Origin of the sequence: Micromonospora sp. RHAY321, from assembly GCF_023896955.1 — a bacterium.
In the GTDB taxonomy this organism is placed as follows: Bacteria; Actinomycetota; Actinomycetes; order Mycobacteriales; family Micromonosporaceae; genus Micromonospora.
In genome coordinates this window covers 13,260-28,422 of sequence record NZ_JAMHIW010000007.1, presented here as the reverse complement: position 1 = coordinate 28,422, position 15,163 = coordinate 13,260, and the positions used below count along the sequence as shown (strand labels likewise).

At 71.3% G+C, this 15,163-nt stretch carries 14 protein-coding genes; 9 read left to right on the top strand and 5 right to left on the bottom strand.

From position 1 onward, the window contains the following. Positions 1 to 8: 8 nt before the first annotated feature. Complete coding sequence (locus M8C17_RS17285) at positions 9 to 3,125, top strand: amino acid adenylation domain-containing protein (RefSeq protein WP_252417519.1); 3,117 nt, start codon at positions 9 to 11, stop codon at positions 3,123 to 3,125. Next, a complete protein-coding gene (locus tag M8C17_RS17280) occupies positions 3,122 to 8,632 on the top strand; it encodes a non-ribosomal peptide synthetase/MFS transporter (protein WP_252417518.1) in 5,511 nt (1,836 codons plus the stop codon). The genes M8C17_RS17285 and M8C17_RS17280 overlap by 4 nt, the downstream gene beginning before the upstream one ends. A gap of 69 nt (positions 8,633 to 8,701) precedes the next feature. Here M8C17_RS17280 and M8C17_RS17275 read toward each other — a convergent pair whose 3' ends face one another. Together M8C17_RS17275 and M8C17_RS17270 are read right to left on the bottom strand one after the other, a co-directional pair. Then, positions 8,702 to 8,962, bottom strand: a complete 261-nt coding sequence (locus tag M8C17_RS17275) for a hypothetical protein (protein WP_252417517.1) — start codon at positions 8,960 to 8,962, stop codon at positions 8,702 to 8,704. Positions 8,963 to 8,964: 2 nt separating this feature from the next. Then, the gene (locus tag M8C17_RS17270; RefSeq protein ID WP_252417516.1) at positions 8,965 to 9,378 is read right to left on the bottom strand and encodes a type II toxin-antitoxin system VapC family toxin; all 414 of its coding nucleotides are present in this window, start codon (positions 9,376 to 9,378) and stop codon (positions 8,965 to 8,967) included. Positions 9,379 to 9,606: 228 nt separating this feature from the next. Here M8C17_RS17270 and M8C17_RS17265 point away from each other — a divergent pair, with 228 nt between their 5' ends. The 4 genes from M8C17_RS17265 (at position 9,607) to M8C17_RS17250 (ending at position 11,700) form a co-directional block, all read left to right on the top strand. Further along, a complete protein-coding gene (locus M8C17_RS17265) occupies positions 9,607 to 9,954 on the top strand; it encodes an ArsR/SmtB family transcription factor (protein WP_374558582.1) in 348 nt (115 codons plus the stop codon). Continuing rightward, positions 9,951 to 10,457, top strand: a complete 507-nt coding sequence (locus M8C17_RS17260) for an SRPBCC domain-containing protein (RefSeq protein ID WP_252417514.1) — start codon at positions 9,951 to 9,953, stop codon at positions 10,455 to 10,457. Before M8C17_RS17265 ends, M8C17_RS17260 begins: the two co-directional genes overlap by 4 nt. Next, complete coding sequence (locus M8C17_RS17255; RefSeq protein WP_252417513.1) at positions 10,445 to 11,014, top strand: dihydrofolate reductase family protein; 570 nt, start codon at positions 10,445 to 10,447, stop codon at positions 11,012 to 11,014. Before M8C17_RS17260 ends, M8C17_RS17255 begins: the two co-directional genes overlap by 13 nt. A 125-nt stretch (positions 11,015 to 11,139) precedes the next feature. Next, entirely contained in the window at positions 11,140 to 11,700 is a 561-nt protein-coding gene (locus M8C17_RS17250) for a GNAT family N-acetyltransferase (protein WP_252417512.1), read from the top strand. 45 nt (positions 11,701 to 11,745) lie between these two features. On the opposite strand, the gene M8C17_RS17245 is transcribed toward M8C17_RS17250, so the two are convergent. Then, on the bottom strand, positions 11,746 to 12,819 hold the full coding sequence (locus M8C17_RS17245) for a carboxypeptidase-like regulatory domain-containing protein (RefSeq protein ID WP_252417511.1): 1,074 nt from the start codon (positions 12,817 to 12,819) through the stop codon (positions 11,746 to 11,748). A gap of 218 nt (positions 12,820 to 13,037) precedes the next feature. Between M8C17_RS17245 and M8C17_RS17240 the strand changes: the two genes are divergently transcribed. Continuing rightward, positions 13,038 to 13,427 (top strand): NUDIX domain-containing protein, encoded by a 390-nt coding sequence (locus M8C17_RS17240; protein ID WP_252417510.1) that lies wholly within the window; start codon positions 13,038 to 13,040, stop codon positions 13,425 to 13,427. Positions 13,428 to 13,500: 73 nt separating this feature from the next. Here M8C17_RS17240 and M8C17_RS17235 read toward each other — a convergent pair whose 3' ends face one another. Together M8C17_RS17235 and M8C17_RS17230 are read right to left on the bottom strand one after the other, a co-directional pair. Beyond that, positions 13,501 to 13,638 (bottom strand): hypothetical protein, encoded by a 138-nt coding sequence (locus M8C17_RS17235; RefSeq protein WP_252417509.1) that lies wholly within the window; start codon positions 13,636 to 13,638, stop codon positions 13,501 to 13,503. Continuing rightward, positions 13,635 to 13,925, bottom strand: a complete 291-nt coding sequence (locus M8C17_RS17230) for a hypothetical protein (protein WP_252417508.1) — start codon at positions 13,923 to 13,925, stop codon at positions 13,635 to 13,637. The genes M8C17_RS17235 and M8C17_RS17230 overlap by 4 nt, the downstream gene beginning before the upstream one ends. A gap of 254 nt (positions 13,926 to 14,179) precedes the next feature. On the opposite strand from M8C17_RS17230, the gene M8C17_RS17225 reads away from it, so the two are divergent. Then, positions 14,180 to 14,947 carry a DUF5753 domain-containing protein gene (locus M8C17_RS17225; protein WP_252417507.1) on the top strand — a complete coding sequence of 256 codons (768 nt, stop codon included), beginning with the start codon at positions 14,180 to 14,182 and terminating at the stop codon, positions 14,945 to 14,947. Next, on the top strand, positions 14,938 to 15,129 hold the full coding sequence (locus M8C17_RS17220; protein ID WP_252417506.1) for a DUF397 domain-containing protein: 192 nt from the start codon (positions 14,938 to 14,940) through the stop codon (positions 15,127 to 15,129). The genes M8C17_RS17225 and M8C17_RS17220 overlap by 10 nt, the downstream gene beginning before the upstream one ends. Positions 15,130 to 15,163: the final 34 nt, after the last annotated feature.

Below are 15,163 nucleotides of genomic sequence, written 5' to 3'. Positions count from 1 at the left end.
CAGCAACGATGACCAGAGAGTGGACCTTCCCGGCCTCCTTCGCCCAGGAGCGGGTGTGGACGGCCAACCAGCTCGACCCCGGCTCACCGGTCTACAACGTCTCCGCGCCGTGGCGGTTCCCGGCGGGCGTCACCGCGGCCCAGGCCGTCGAGGTGCTCGGTCAGGTGGTCGCCCGGCACGAGTCGCTCCGCACCCACCTGCGGATGGTCGACGGCGCGCTGGTGCAGGTGGTCCGGGCCGCCGAGCCGCTGGAGGTGCCCGTGCTGGACCTGACCGGGCTACCCGACGACGAGCAGGTGCGCCGCCACGCCGAGACGATGGCCGAGCTGGCCCGGACCCCGATCCCGCTGGACGCCCCACCTCTGTGGCGGGCACGGCTGGTCCGCTTCTCCGCCGACCAGCTCCGGTTGCAGTTCGTGGTGCACCACGCGGTCTTCGACAGCCACTCCGCGGTGCTCCTCGACGCCGAACTGGCCGCGTTCACCCGGGCCGCGCTGACCGGCGCGCCCGCCGACGTGCCCGAGCTGCCCATCCAGTACGCCGACTTCGCCGTCTGGCAGCGCGACCAACTCGCCGGTGAGGAGTTGGACCGGCAGCTCGCCTTCTGGCGCGACCACCTGGCCGGCGCGCCGGCGGTGACCGGCCTGCCACTGGACCGGCCGCGCCCCGCCCAGCTCGGCTTCGCCGGCGACGAGGTGCGCTTCGACCTTCCCGACGGGCTGCTGGACCGGGTCGGGCAGCTCGCGGCGGGCACTTCCGCCACCCCGTACATGGTGCTGCTGGCCGCCTTCGCCGCCCTGCTGTCCCGGATCTCCGGTGACCCCGAGGTGGTCGTGGGCGTCTCCACCGCCGGTCGGGACACCGCCGAGCTGACCCCGCTGATCGGCATGTTCGTCAACCCGGTCGCGCTGCGGTGCGACCTGACCGGCGACCCGAGCGTGACCGAGCTGCTCGGCCGGGTGCGTACCGGCCTGGTGGACGCGATGGAGCACGGGCAGACCCCGTTCCAACGGATCGTCGAGGCGGTCGCCCCGCAGCGTGACCCGTCGGTGCAACCGGTGTTCCAGACCGCGCTGAACCTCATCCCGGACTCCGGTCTGGACCCGGTGCCGCTGGGCACCACCAAGGACGACCTCGCCTTCGACATCACCGGCGGCACCAGCCGGCTGGTCTACCGCACCGACCTGTTCGACCGGGCCAGCGCCGAGACGGTCGTCGCCCGCTACCTGCGGCTGCTCACCGCCGCCGTCGCCGATCCGGCGACGCGGCTGTCCGCGTTGCCACTGCTGGACGATGCCGAACGCGACCTGCTGCTCACCTGGACCGGCACCGGCGACGAGGTGGCCCCGAGCACCGTGGTCGCCGAGGTCGAACGGCAGGCCGCCGCCACACCGGCCGCGATCGCCCTGATCTGCGACGGGGTGGAGCTGAGCTACGCCGAGCTGGCCGCCCGGGCCAACCGGCTGGCCCGGCTGCTGGTCGACCGTGGTGCCGGCCCGGAGACCCGGGTCGCGCTGCTGCTGGCCCGCTCGGCGGAGCTGCTGGTGGCGATGCTCGCGGTGCTCAAGGCCGGCGCGGCGTACCTGCCGGTGGACACCGGCTACCCGGCGAACCGGATCGGCTACCTGCTGACCGACGCGGAGCCGACGCTGGTGCTGGCCACCGCGCAGACGGCCGCGCTGGCTCCGGCCGGCGCGCTGCTGCTGGAGCCGACGACCGCCGCCGACCTGGACGACACCGACCTCACCGACGACGACCGCCGGGCGCCGCTGCGCCCGCAGCACCCGGCGTACGTGCTCTACACCTCCGGCTCCACGGGCCGGCCGAAGGGCGTGGTGGTCGAGCACCGCGCGGTCGCGGCCTACCTGGCCTGGGCACGAGAGACATACCCGGGTCTGGCCGGCACGGCGCTGCTGCATTCGCCGGTCTCGTTCGACCTGACGGTGACCGGGCTGCTCGGCCCGCTCACCGCCGGCGGCACGGTCCGGCTCGCCGGCATCGACACGCCGGGCGCCCGGGCCGGCGGACCGCCGACCTTCCTGAAGGTAACCCCCAGCCACCTGCCGCTGCTCGACGGCGCGCTGTCGCCCACCACCGACCTGGTGATCGGCGGGGAGGCACTGACCGGCGAGCAGTTGGCCGGCTGGCGGGCGGCGCACCCCGACGTGGCGGTCATCAACGAGTACGGCCCGACCGAGGCGACCGTCGGCTGTGTCGCGGCCCGGATCCCGCCCGGGCAACCGGTGCACGCCGGGCCGGTGCCGATCGGCCAGCCCACCTGGAGCACCCGGGTCCACCTGCTCGACGCCGCACTGAACCCGGTGCCGCCGGGCGTGGTCGGCGAGCTGTACGTCGCCGGCGCGCAACTGGCCCGGGGCTACCTGCGGCGCCCGGCGCTCACCGCCGAGCGCTTCCTGCCCTGCCCGTACGGGCCGCCGGGGGAGCGGATGTACCGCACCGGTGACCTGGCCCGCTGGCGGCCCGACGGCACGCTGGACTACCTGGGCCGCCGGGACGACCAGGTCAAGATCCGCGGGATGCGGATCGAGCTGGGCGAGATCGAGTCGGTGCTACGCGCCCGCCCGGACGTGGACGCGGCGGCGGTCGTGGTCCGCAGCGACAGCGGCGAACCGACGCTGGTCGGCTACCTGGTCGGCACGGTCGACGAGACGGCACTCGCCGCCGAGCTGGCCCTCGACCTGCCCGCGCACCTGGTGCCGGGCGCGTTCGTCCGGTTGGACGCGCTGCCGCTGACCCCGAACGGCAAGCTGGACACCGCCGCGTTGCCGGCGCCGGCCGCCGCCACCTCCGACGGTTTCCTCGCCCCGCGCACCGACGCCGAGGCGTTGGTCGCCGAGGTCTACGCCGAGATCCTCCAACTGGAGAAGGTCGGCGCGCTCGACGACTTCTTCGCCCTGGGAGGCAACTCGCTGCGCGGCATGCGCGCGATGGCCCGCATCCGCGCCGAGGTGGACGTGGAGCTGCCGATGCGGGCGCTGTTCAGCAGCCCGGTGGTGGCCGACCTGGCCGCCCAGATCGAACAGCGGATCGCCGCCGAACTCGACGAACTCTCCGAAACCGAGGTCGCCGCGTTGCTCGCGGCGGAGAAGGACATTTCCTCATGACCGACGTGAAGGACGCGGCCCGCGACGCCGCCCGACAGGCGCTGATCGCCCAACGGCTGCGCCGCCGGTCGGGCGGCACACCCGCCTCCCGGATCACCCCGCGCCCGCCGGACGCGCAGGTGCCGCTGTCGTACGCCCAGGAGCGGGTCTGGTTCATGGACCAGCTCGCTCCGGGCGAGGCGGCGTACCACATCGCGGTGCCGCTGCGGGTGCGTGGCCCGCTCGATGTCGCGGCGCTGCGCCGCGCGCTGGCCGACCTGACCCGGCGGCACGAGTCGCTGCGCACCCGGTTCCCGGCCGACTCCGACGGGCGGCCCACGGTGGTGCTCGACGACGCGGTCGAGGTGCCGTTGACCGTGGTCGAGGCCGCCGACGAGGCCGCCGCGCAGGCGCTGGTCGACCAGGCCGCGGCGGAGCCGTTCGACCTGGCCGGCGGGCCGCTGCTGCGTGCCCTGCTGATCCGGCTGGCGCCGACCGAGCACGTGCTCTTCCTCGGTCAGCACCACATCGTCGGTGACGGCTGGTCGGTGGACGTGCTGCTGCGCGACCTGATCACCCGCTACCGCGACGGTGAGCTGCCCGCCCTGCCGGTGCAGTACGGCGACTTCGCCGTCTGGGAGGCGCGGGAGCTGGCCGGCCCGGTCGCCCGCCGGCACCTGGACTGGTGGAAGGAGCGGCTGGCCGGGATCACCCCGCTGGAGCTGCCCCTGGACCTGCCGCGCCCGGCCACCCAGACCTACCGGGGTGACTTCGTCGAGTTCACCGTGGACCGGGCCGCCACCGAGGGGCTGCTGGCCCTGACCCGCTCCTACGGCGGCACGCTGTTCATGACGCTGCTCGCCGCGTACCAGGTGTTCCTGGCCCGGCACGCCGGGCAGGACGACTTCGCGGTCGGCGCGTCGGTCGCCGGCCGGTCGGCACCGGAGCTGGAGAACGTGGTCGGCATGTTCGTCAACATGCTGCCGATGCGCGCCGAGCTGGCCGGTGACCCGACCTTCGGTGAGCTGCTGGAGCGGACCCGGCGTGCGGTGCTGGACGGGTTGGAGCACGCCGAGGTGCCCTTCGCCCGGGTGGTGCACGAGCTGGGGTTGCCCCGCGACGTCAGCCGCTCACCGGTGTTCCAGGCGATGTTCGTGTTGCAGAACTACGAGATGGGCCGGTTCGACGGGGTCGCCGAGGACGCCGGGGTCGGCTTCGAGTGGCATCCGATGGAGCTGCGCGCCACCCGCTTCGACTTCGAGCTGCACGCCGTCGAGACCGGTGACGGGCTCTGGGGCAAGCTGGTCTTCAACACCGACCTGTTCACCCGGGCCACCGTCGAGCGGATGGCGCACCGGCTGACCACCCTGCTGCGCGCCGTGATGGCCGCCCCGGACCAGCCGCTCTCCGCGCTGGACCTGCTGGCCCCCGCCGAGCGGGAACTGCTCGCCGGCTGGAACGACACCGACGGTGACTTCCCCCGGCAGCAGATGCTGTACGCACCGATCGAGGAGCGGGCCGCCCGTACGCCGGACGCGGTCGCGCTGCGCTTCGCCGGCCGGTCGACGACGTACGCCGAGCTGAACGCGGCGGCGAACCGGGTCGCACACCGGCTGCGGGCCTCCGGAGTGGGCCCCGAGACCCTGGTCGGGGTCTGCGCGGAACGTTCCGTCGAGCTGGTCGCCGGCCTGCTCGGCGTGCTCAAGGCCGGCGGCGCGTACCTGCCGCTGGACCCGGAGTACCCGGCGGACCGGCTGGCGTTCATGGTGACCGACGCCGCCGCGCCGGTGGTGCTCGTGCAGGAGCACCTGCGGGACGTGCTGCCGGCGACCGACGCCACCGTGCTCGCCCTCGACGACGAGGCGGTCTGGGCCGGTCAGCCGGCGACCGACCCGACGCCGACGGCCGGCCCGACCAACCTCGCGTACGTCATCTACACCTCCGGCTCCACCGGCCGTCCCAAGGGTGTGCCGAACACCCACCGGGGCATCGTCAACCGCCTGGACTGGATGCAGCGCACCTACCGGCTCGGCGCCGACGACGCGGTGTTGCAGAAGACCCCCGCCAGCTTCGACGTGTCGGTGTGGGAGTTCTTCTGGCCGCTGCGCGAGGGCGCCCGGCTGGTGCTGGCCGAGCCGGGCGGCCACAAGGACGCCGGCTACCTGCGCGACCTGCTGGTCTCCGAGCGGGTCACCACCGCCCACTTCGTACCGTCGATGCTCACCGTCTTCCTCGCCGAGGACGGCGTCGAGGCGGCCACCGCGCTGCGCCGGGTGATCTGCTCGGGCGAGGAGCTGCCGCTCGCCGCGGCCCGGGACTTCACGGCCCGGCTGCCCGCCAGCGGTCTGCACAACCTGTACGGCCCGACCGAGGCGGCCATCGACGTCAGCGCGTGGGAGTGTGACCCGGCGCTGCTGGGCGAGCTGACCAGCGTGCCGATCGGTGCACCGATCAGCAACCTGCGGCTGCACGTGCTGGACCCCCGGGGCAACCCGTGCCCGGTCGGCGTCGCCGGTGAGCTGCACATCGGCGGGGTCGGGCTGGCCCGGGGCTACCACCGCCGGCCGGCACTGACCGCCGAGCGGTTCGTGCCGGACCCGTTCGCCGCCGAGCCGGGCGCCCGGCTCTACCGCACCGGCGACCTGGCCCGCTGGCGCGTGGCACCCGGCGACCCGGCCCGTGGGGTGCTGGAGTTCCTCGGGCGCATCGACCACCAGGTCAAGCTGCGAGGGCTGCGCATCGAGCTGGGCGAGATCGAGAGTGCGCTGCGCGCCCAACCCGGGGTGACCGAGGCGGTGGTGCTGGTCCGCGAGGACACCCCCGGCGACAAGCGGCTCACCGGATACCTGGTGGGCGCGGCCGACCACGACGTGGTCAAGGCGGCGTTGAAGGAGACCCTGCCCGAGTACATGGTGCCGGCCGCGTTCGTGACCCTGGACGCGCTTCCGCTGACCCCGAACGGCAAGCTGGACCGCAGAGCGCTGCCCGCGCCGGTCGTCACCCGCGCCGCGTCGGTGGCTCTGGTCGAGCCGCGCGACGACACCGAGCGGATGCTCGCCGGCATCTGGTCCGACGTGCTCGGGGTGGACACCCTCGGCATCGACGACGACTTCTTCGACCTGGGTGGGCACTCGATGCTCGCCACCCAGGTCGTGGCGCGGATCCGCAAGGCCGAGCACGGCGGGCGGCCGGTCGGCGTCATGGACCTGTTCCAGCAGCGGACCATCCGCGACCTGGCCACGTTCATGTCCGGCGGCGGCGAGGGCGATGGGCCGCGCCGGTTGCTCTACGAGCTGACCAAGCCGATCCCGGCGGCACAGCGGGTCATCACGTACGTCTGCGTGCCGTACGGCGGCGGCAGCGCGATCGTCTACCAGCCCCTCGCGGACGCGTTGCCGGCCGGACACGCGCTCTGGTCCCTCGCGATCCCGGGGCACGACGTGGGCCTCACCGAGGACGCGCTGCCCTTCGACGAGCTGACCACCCGGGTCGCCGAGGAGATCCTGGAACGCGTCGAGGGTCCGCTCGCCCTGTACGGGCACTGCGGGGTCGGCAGCGCGATCGTCGCCGAGGTGGCCCGGAAGGTGGAGGCCGCCGGCCGGGATCTGACGGCGCTCTACATCGGCGCGATGTTCCCGTTCGCCCGTCCGAAGGGGCTGTTCGCGGCGGTCCGTACCCGCCTGGAGAAGCTGCGCAGCAACCGGCACTACGCGAGCTGGCTCAAGTCGATGGGCGTCGACACCGACGAACTCGACCCGGAGCAGGCCGATCGGATCATCAGCAACATGCGCGCCGACTCCCGGGCCTCGGAGGAGTACTTCACCGACCTGCTCGACCGGCGCGCGGTGAAGCTGCGCGCTCCGATCATCTCCGTGGTCGGCTCGGAGGACCCGGTCACCGACTACCACACCGAGCGGTACGCCGAGTGGCAGTTCCTCAGCGACCGGCTGGCGCTGGTCGTCCTCGACCAGGCCGGGCACTTCTTCCTCAAGTACCGGGCGCAGGAGCTGGCCGAGATCGTCACCCGCGTGCACCCGGCGCTCCTCGCCGGCGACGTCGGGACGCTGACCCCGCGGGCACGCGGCGAGGAAGCCGGCTGGGCGGTGGCCGACACCCGCGGCGTGGACGCCGTCGTCGGCCCGGAGCAACCGGTGGTCCGCCCGAGCATGGCCCGCTTCGTGGCGGTCACCGCCGGGCAGTTGGTCTCCACCACCGGCTCGGCGCTGACCGCGTTCGCCCTGCCGATCTGGCTGTTCACCCGCACCGGCTCGGTCGCCAACCTGGGCCTGCTGTGGGCCCTGGCGCTGGTCTGCGGGGTGCTGATGCTGCCGGTCGCGGGCGCGATCACCGACCGCGTCAGCCGACGCAAGATCATGATGATCGCCAGTTGCAGCGCCGGCTCGATCCAGCTGATCCTCGCCGCGCTGCTGTGGACCGACAACCTGTCGCTCTGGCACATCTACGCCCTGGTGGCGTTGAGCCAGGTCGCCGGGTCGTTCCAGCGCATCGCGTTCCAGTCGGCGGTGCCGCAGCTCGTGCCCAAGCGCTACCTGGGGCACGCGATGGGCATCACGCAGCTCTCCAACGGTTTCGCCATGCTGCTGATGCCGGTCTTCGCCGCGGGTCTGCTCGCCGCCATCGACCTCAAGGGCATCCTGCTGCTCGACGTGGTCAGCTACCTGGTCGCCGTGGTGACCCTGTCGCTGGTCCGCTTCCCCGACCTGCTCGGCTGGCGGCCCAAGGAACGGCTGCTGGTGGCGATCGCCAACGGCCTGCGCTACTCGTGGCGGCACCGTGGCTTCCGGTTGATGCTGGGCTACTTCGCGCTGGGCAACATCTTCCTGGCCCCCGCGCTGGTGCTCACCACCCCGCTGGTGCTCTCCTTCGGCAGCGCCACGCAGGTCGCCCAGGTCGCTCTCGCCGAGGCGGTCGGGGCGGTCGCCGGTGGCGTACTCATGGCGCTGTGGGGCGGCCCCCGGCACCGCCGCATGATCGGCGTGCTGATCGGCAACCTCGGCACGGCGGTCGGCTGTGTCCTGGTCGGCCTGGACGCGTCGGTCGCGATGATCTGCGTCGGGGCCTTCTGGCTGGCCATGTCGATGACCACCGCGCAGTCCATCTACGCCACGATCGTCCAGGTCAAGGTGCCGCAGCGCTTCCACGGCCGGGTGTTCAGCCTCAACCAGACCATCTCCTGGTCGACGCTGCCGATCGGCTTCGCGCTGCTCGCGCCGGGGGCCACCGCGCTGTTCGAGCCGCTGCTCGCCCCCGGTGGAGGGCTTGCCGGGTCGGTGGGCGCGGTGATCGGCACCGGCCCGGGTCGGGGCATCGGCTTCGCGTACGTCTGCTTCGGTGCGGCGCTGATCCTCATCACCCTGGGCGGCTTCGCGATCCGGCTGCTGCGCCGCTTCGACCTGGAGGTGCCCGACTCGCTGCCCGACGACCTGATCGGCGCGCAGGAGCGGGAACGGCGGTTGGCCGCCCGCGCCGCGCAGCGCGAGGAGGAGCGGGTGCCCGTGGGGGTGTGAGCATGGTGGGTCGCCGCGGTGTCTCCTCGGCGCCGCGGCGGCCGTCCCAAGCCCGCCGTCCGGACAGCGTCACTCGTACTCGCGCGCGACGAGGAGCATCTCGGCGAGAAGCCTCCAGCTCAGCGTGATCGGGACCTCCTCCCCGTTGTTCCGGGCCCAGGACTCGATGCTTCGGGAGAAGTCGCCCCACGCCTCGAGGAACGTCTCCAGGTTGCGGTTCTCCCAATTCTCGGGGTGGTCGGCGACGTCGGCCGCGAGGGCGTACGCGAAGTGCGCGAAATCCACGTGGTCCGCCACTCCTGCGGCCAGTGCGTCAAGATCGTGTTCCACGATCAGACAATCGTGAGCGACGAGGCCAACACGTCGATGGGCGCGACCGGCACGATGCTCCGCACCGCGTCGGCAAACTCCGGGTCGAGCGTGATGAGGGCATCGGCCTGGAGCGTGGTCAGGGCGACGTACTCGGCGTCGAGCGTGTCCGGCCACCCGAGCTGATCGGCGATCTTCCACGCGACGCTCTGCAGGACGCGGTCTCCGAGCAGTCGGATGCGCAGCGCACGCACATAGGTGAGGTGGCGCTCGGCGTCCCTCCTGGACAGCGTCCCTCGACGTACCGATTGGTAGAGGAGCGACAGCACCTGTGAGCGGAGCAGGCTCGGGGCCACGAGCTGATGCTCATCGGGAATCGCGACCTCGTCGTGCGCCAGACGTAGCGCCACGGCTGGAGTGATCACGTACCTGGCCATCAGGAGCTCCTCCGTCAGGTGTTGGCAGGGCCGGGCCCACCGTACCGAAACGGCGTTCGCCGGCCAGGCGGTGAGCGGGTTGGCAGCTGCGCCGGCGGCGTTGGTAGGTCGCCCGTGACGAGCCGTCCGCGCGCGCCCGTTGACAGCATCGCTCGCGTCTCAATACGCTTAACAATATGGTTAAGTGAAGGGGGGCTTCCGATGGCTGGAACCGATCAGCTCAGCGCGGTGTTCTCGGCGCTGTCCGACCCGACTCGGCGGGCGATCATCGCCGAGCTGGCCGAACGCGACGCCACGGTCACCGAACTCACCGCTCCTCTGTCCATCTCGATGCCAGCGGTGTCACGGCACCTGAAGGTGCTCGAGCGCGCCGCGCTCATCTCGCGGTCGCGGTCGGGCAAGTGGCGCGCGAGCCACCTCGAATCTGCCCCGCTACGCGAGGCGGCCGACTGGATCGACCGCTACCGGCGGTTCTGGGACTCGTCCCTCACCCGCCTCGATGCCCACCTCGCCGCAGTGCAGGCCGCCGGACGGGCAACGGACCGGATGGTCGACGACCCCAGGGAGCTCGAATGAAGACGGAAACTCCGCAGCTCGTCATCTCGCGCGTGTTCGACGCGCCGCGGGAGCTCGTCTATCGGGCCTTCACCGATCCCGATCACCTCGCGGCGTGGTGGGGCCCGGTCGGCAACTCACTGCCACGCGACGAGATCGAGTTCGACGTGCGCCCCGGCGGCTATCAACGGTGGACGGAGGTCAATGCATCCGACCCCGGCCTTCGCGTGCACATCCACGTCGTCCTCACAGACGTCGCCGACGGCGAACTGCTCGACGGCGTCATGCACGTCAGTGGCCGGCTGCAGGAGGGCATCGAGCCGTTCGAGACGAGGCTGCGGGTCGAGTTCCACGACGAGGCTGACGGACGGACGCGACTGGAGATCCGCCAGTGGCTCCCCGAGCATCTGGAGCAGCCCAGCGAGGAGGGTTGGTGCCAGGCGTTCACCAAGCTGGACACCACGCTGAGGAATGTCCAGATTGTTGCAACTGATCATCGAGAGGTAGGGACATGGCAAAGCTGATCTACGTGACGAACGTGTCGCTTGACGGCTACATCGAGGACGAACACGGCGCGTTCGACTGGTTCCCAATCGGCGACGAGGTATTCGCCTTCCACACCGACCTCCTGCGGTCCGTGGGCACGCTTCTCTACGGGCGGCGTCTGTACGAGGCGATGTCCCTCTGGGAGACCGACGCCGCTCTGGCCGCGCAGTCCGACCTCACGGCCGACTTCGCGAGCGCCTGGCAGGCGGCGAGCAAAGTCGTGTATTCCACGACCCTCGCCGCGGTGTCAACTGCCGACACCCGACTCGAACGCCGTTTCGACCCCGCCGCAGTACGAGAACTGAAGGCCACGGCCAGCAGCGATCTCACCGTGGGAGGTGCCAACCTCGCGACGCAGGCTTTCAAGGCCGGGCTGGTCGACGAGTGCCAGCTGATCATCCTGCCCGTTGTCGTCGGCGGCGGCAAGCCAGGGCTGCCGACCGGCATACGCGCCGACCTCGAGCTCCTCGATGAGCGCCGATTCCGAAACGGCGTCGTACACCTCCGCTACCGCCCTCGTCAAGGTCAAGTATGAGGAAGTTCAGTGCGACAGGTGCTGTCGGCGCACGTGCGCGCCGTACCTGCTAGGTGAACCCTGTCCGGCCGGACGGCCGGATAACCGGACGCGTCGCCGTGGTGCGTCCGCTAACGTCCCGCCTCATGGCAAGCACCAACCTACGCACCGAACGCCTCGAGCTTCGCCCGGTGCGTGACGAGGACGTCGACCGGATCCTGGAGTACCGCAACCTGCCGGAGGTCACTCGCTGGCTACTGCGCACCGAGGTCGACCCTGCGTCCTTCCGGGCGGCGTGGCGGCGCGCGGCGGAAGACCCCGACGACCACAGCGTGGCGGTGGCCGTGGACGGCGTGGTGATCGGGACTGTCTCGCTTGACGTGGTCGACGGTATGGGTCAGCCCGGCATGCCGCCGTGCACGGAGGCCCAACTCGGTTACATCTTCGACCCGGCGTACGGGGGCCATGGTTACGCAACTGAGGCTGTCACCGCGATGGTGGCGCACGCGTTCGACCGGCTGGGCGTCCGAAGGATCACCGCCGGCTGCTTCGCGGACAACCTCGCCTCGGTGCGGATCCTCGAAAAGGTCGGCATGCGTCGTGAGCAGCACGGCGTCGGCGACTCCTGGCACGCCGAGCTGGGCTGGGTGGACGGCTACACGTACGCCCTGCTCGCCGAGACATGGCGCCACGGGACGGCACCGTAGGGACGGCGACGGTGATGGAGGCTGCTACGGACCGCCGCAACAGTATTAGAGGGCCGGCCCGCCGTATGGGTCGTGGCTGATCTGCTGGATGCCGCCCTGCGGGGGCCCGCTGTACGGACCGGGGAACCCGTCGGCCGGCGGCCTCGTGTGCAGCACCGCGGTCGGTGCGTCGCTCATGCCCGCTCCGGCCGGCGCCGTCAGTTGAGTCGTCGCGTGCGGAGCCGGCTTGTCCGGTGTGTTCCGGCGGCGGTTCGCCATCAGGGCCAGTGCGCCCAGGCCGGTGGCGACCAGCAGGCCGCCCAGGATGTACGGCAGTGAACCGCTGCCCTCGTCGCTGACAGCTTCGAGGGCGAGGGGTGCCCCCGTCGCGGCTACGCTGGTCTCCGGCGCGGAAGCCTCGTCCGCTGCCGCCGTTGCGGCGGGAGACTGCGGGGTCGTCGCGGGCGCGGCCACGGCGGTCAAGGTCAGCCGGACGCTCGCGGTGCCACCGGCGGAGCCCTGTACGGTCGTGCGGGTGGTGCGATAGCCGTCCAGGGCCGCGACGACCGTGATCGGGCCCTCGGCGATCGTCTTGCCGGCGCCCGACTTGATCGAGAACCGGCCGCTCCGGTCGCTCGTCGTACGGTATTCGTGCCCGGCGCTGTCCCGGACGGTCAGGGCCACGCCGCCGACCGCCTTGCCGCTGGAGTCGCGGACCTGGCCGGACACCCCGGCGACCACGGACGACGGCTTGTCCGCACCGGGTTGCGGCGCGCCCGCGCCGGGTTGCGACGTGCCCGCGCCGTGAACGTAGACCATCTTGTAGTCGAAGCTGTTCTGCCCGTCGAGCCGCACGGCGACCGAGATGTTGCGACCGGAGATCTCGCCCGCGCTCACCTGGGGCGCGACGAGGGTGGCCTGGAAGTCCTGGCTCTGGCCGGGTTTGAGGTTCGGCGCCGCCCGGCAGCCGGTGGTGCATTGCAGGCCGCCACTGACCACCACGATGGCCGTTTCGGCCCCGCTCCCGTTGTTCGTGACGCGGAACTGAACGCGAACCTTGTCGCCGGGCTTCACGTTCTCCGCCGACACGCTCAGGATGCTGATGGGTGCCGGTGCGCCCGCCACGGGTGTCGCGGACACCGCGAGCGTCCCCCCGGTCAAGGCGATCAATGCGGCGGCCCGGGCCCATCGAGCACGTAAGCGCGTCGTCACTTCCTACCATCCTCTCCGCGGGCAGGCGACATCGGCCGATGGCGTCGCGGGACACTATGCCCTGCCGGGGATGGGTGCGCGACTCGCGGGCTGGGTGTCCCTTTCGCTGGGGCGAGTTTGTCGTATCCCTGTGCTCCAATCCCGTCATGCATGTCGTCGTCTGCGGCGCACTCGTGGAGAACGGCGAGGTCCTGCTGGTACACCGCAGCCCGACCCGCCGCGCATACCCGGATCTCTGGGATCTGCCCGGGGGGCACGTCGAGGCGGGTGAGTCGGAACTACAGGCCCTCGCGCGTGAGATGCACGAGGAGCTCGGTGTTCGCATTGTGGCGCAGTCCGCTTCACGGTTGGGCGACTGGCATGCCGGCAGTGGTGACGACGCCGTTCACGTGGGCGTCTGGCGAATTGGAGACTGGGCCGGCTCTCCCACCAACCGTGCACCTGAGGAACATGACGACATCGCCTGGGTCGGGATCGGCGAGTTGGGCGGCCTTCCCCTGCTGTTCGCCGACTTGGCGGCATTGCTTCCCGCCTGAGCCTGACCGGCTGCCTCGTCACGACGAAGCACGGGCAGCGGCATCCCCGAGCGGTCCGCAGATCCATCGCTGCTCACACCAGCAGCTCGGTTGGGTTGGTCCGGTAGGTGGCGAGGAGCCGCAGCTTCGCCGGCGAGCACGGCCAGGCGATCCCGCACGCCTGGCAGCGCCAGGTGGGCCGCGAGGGCAGATGGTTCCTGTGCCGGTTCACACCGTCACCCGCCCGCTTGTGGCCGGACGGCGATGGCAGGGGAGGTCCGGTCGTGCGGGCGTGGCCTCCAGCCAGCGCAGGCCCGCGGGCATCAGGTACAGCTCGCGCCGGGCCACCGCGTCGCCACTCGGGCCGAGTTCGTAACCCTCGATCCAGAGCCAGTCGTGGTATGTGTGGCGGTCGGCCAGGACACGGATCACGCGGACGCTGACCGGTCGCGTGAACTGCGGACTGGCCTCGCGGGTCAGCAACAGCACGTCGCCGGATCGGATGGGCCGGCTGGTCATCGTGCGTGCAGTTTCCGGCGGTGTCGCTTCGGTGTCTCCGGCACGGCTGTCCCTCGCATCGGTCGAGTGGAAGGAGGCCCGGCCTCGGTGCTCGCCGTCGGGTCGGCCGGGCCCCCGCTACGAACGCGCACGCCGGGCTGTCGCCTCCACCGCTCGCGCCGTCTACCCAGCACCCTGCCGAGGGTTGCCTGACAATCACACAGCGTTAGATGATTTCTTCGGTACGTTCCATTGACTCCCGAAGGGACGCGGGCATGAACCATGCATTTGTCGCGGCGCTCGCCGAGGCGTGCGAGACGGCCGAGAGTCTGGCCGATCGCATCGGTCTTCACCCGAAGACGGTCGCCCGGTGGGCAAACCCGGGGCGTGTCCCGCAGAGCCGGCATCGTGCCGAAGTAGCAAAGATCCTCAGGAAGGACGTTGTCGAGCTTTGGCCGGACGTGCTCAACCGACGGGAGCCGGTGTGGTTCCGACCATGGGTCGACATCGAGCGCGAAGCGGTCGCGCTGCGGGCGTTCCAGCTTGCCTGGGTGCCGGGCCTCCTTCAGACCGAGGCGTACGCCCGCGCAACGCTCGCCTGGGAGGCGCTGACCCTGACGGAAATAGACGAACTCGCGTCCGCACGGGTGGACCGGCAAGTGATCCTGACCCGTGATCGAGGGCCGTTGTTCGTCGCGGTGCTGGACGAGGGAATCATCCGTCGTGCGGTCGCCGGTGGCCGGGCGCTCATGGCTGCGCAGCTAGCTCACCTGGTGAGCTGTGCCGAACTGCCGAGCGTTCAGCTCCACATCGTGCCCGCCGATGCTGCGGCTTACCCCGGGCTGAATGGGCCGTTCACGCTCGCCGATTTGCCTGATGGGACGCGAGTGGCTCATGTGGACAGCCAAGCGCAAGCGCAGATCGTCGATCAGGCGTCGGAAATTGCTACCCTCGAGCGACGGTGGGAACGCATACGGGGCGAAGCCCTTCCTCGGGGGCGGTCCCTGGACCTCCTGAAAGAAGCGGCAGCATCATGGACATGACCGGCGCGCGATGGCGCAAGAGCACGAAGAGCGGCAGCAACGGCGGCGACTGCGTCGAGGTCGCCGACAATCTCCCCGGCGTTGTCCTGGTCCGCGACACGAAGAACCGCGACGGCGGCACCCTGGCGTTCGGCCCGACGGCGTGGCAGGCGTTCATCGCCCACGTCGCCGAGCGGCCGTAACCGCAGCAAGGCGTACCCGAAGCACCGTCTCTCC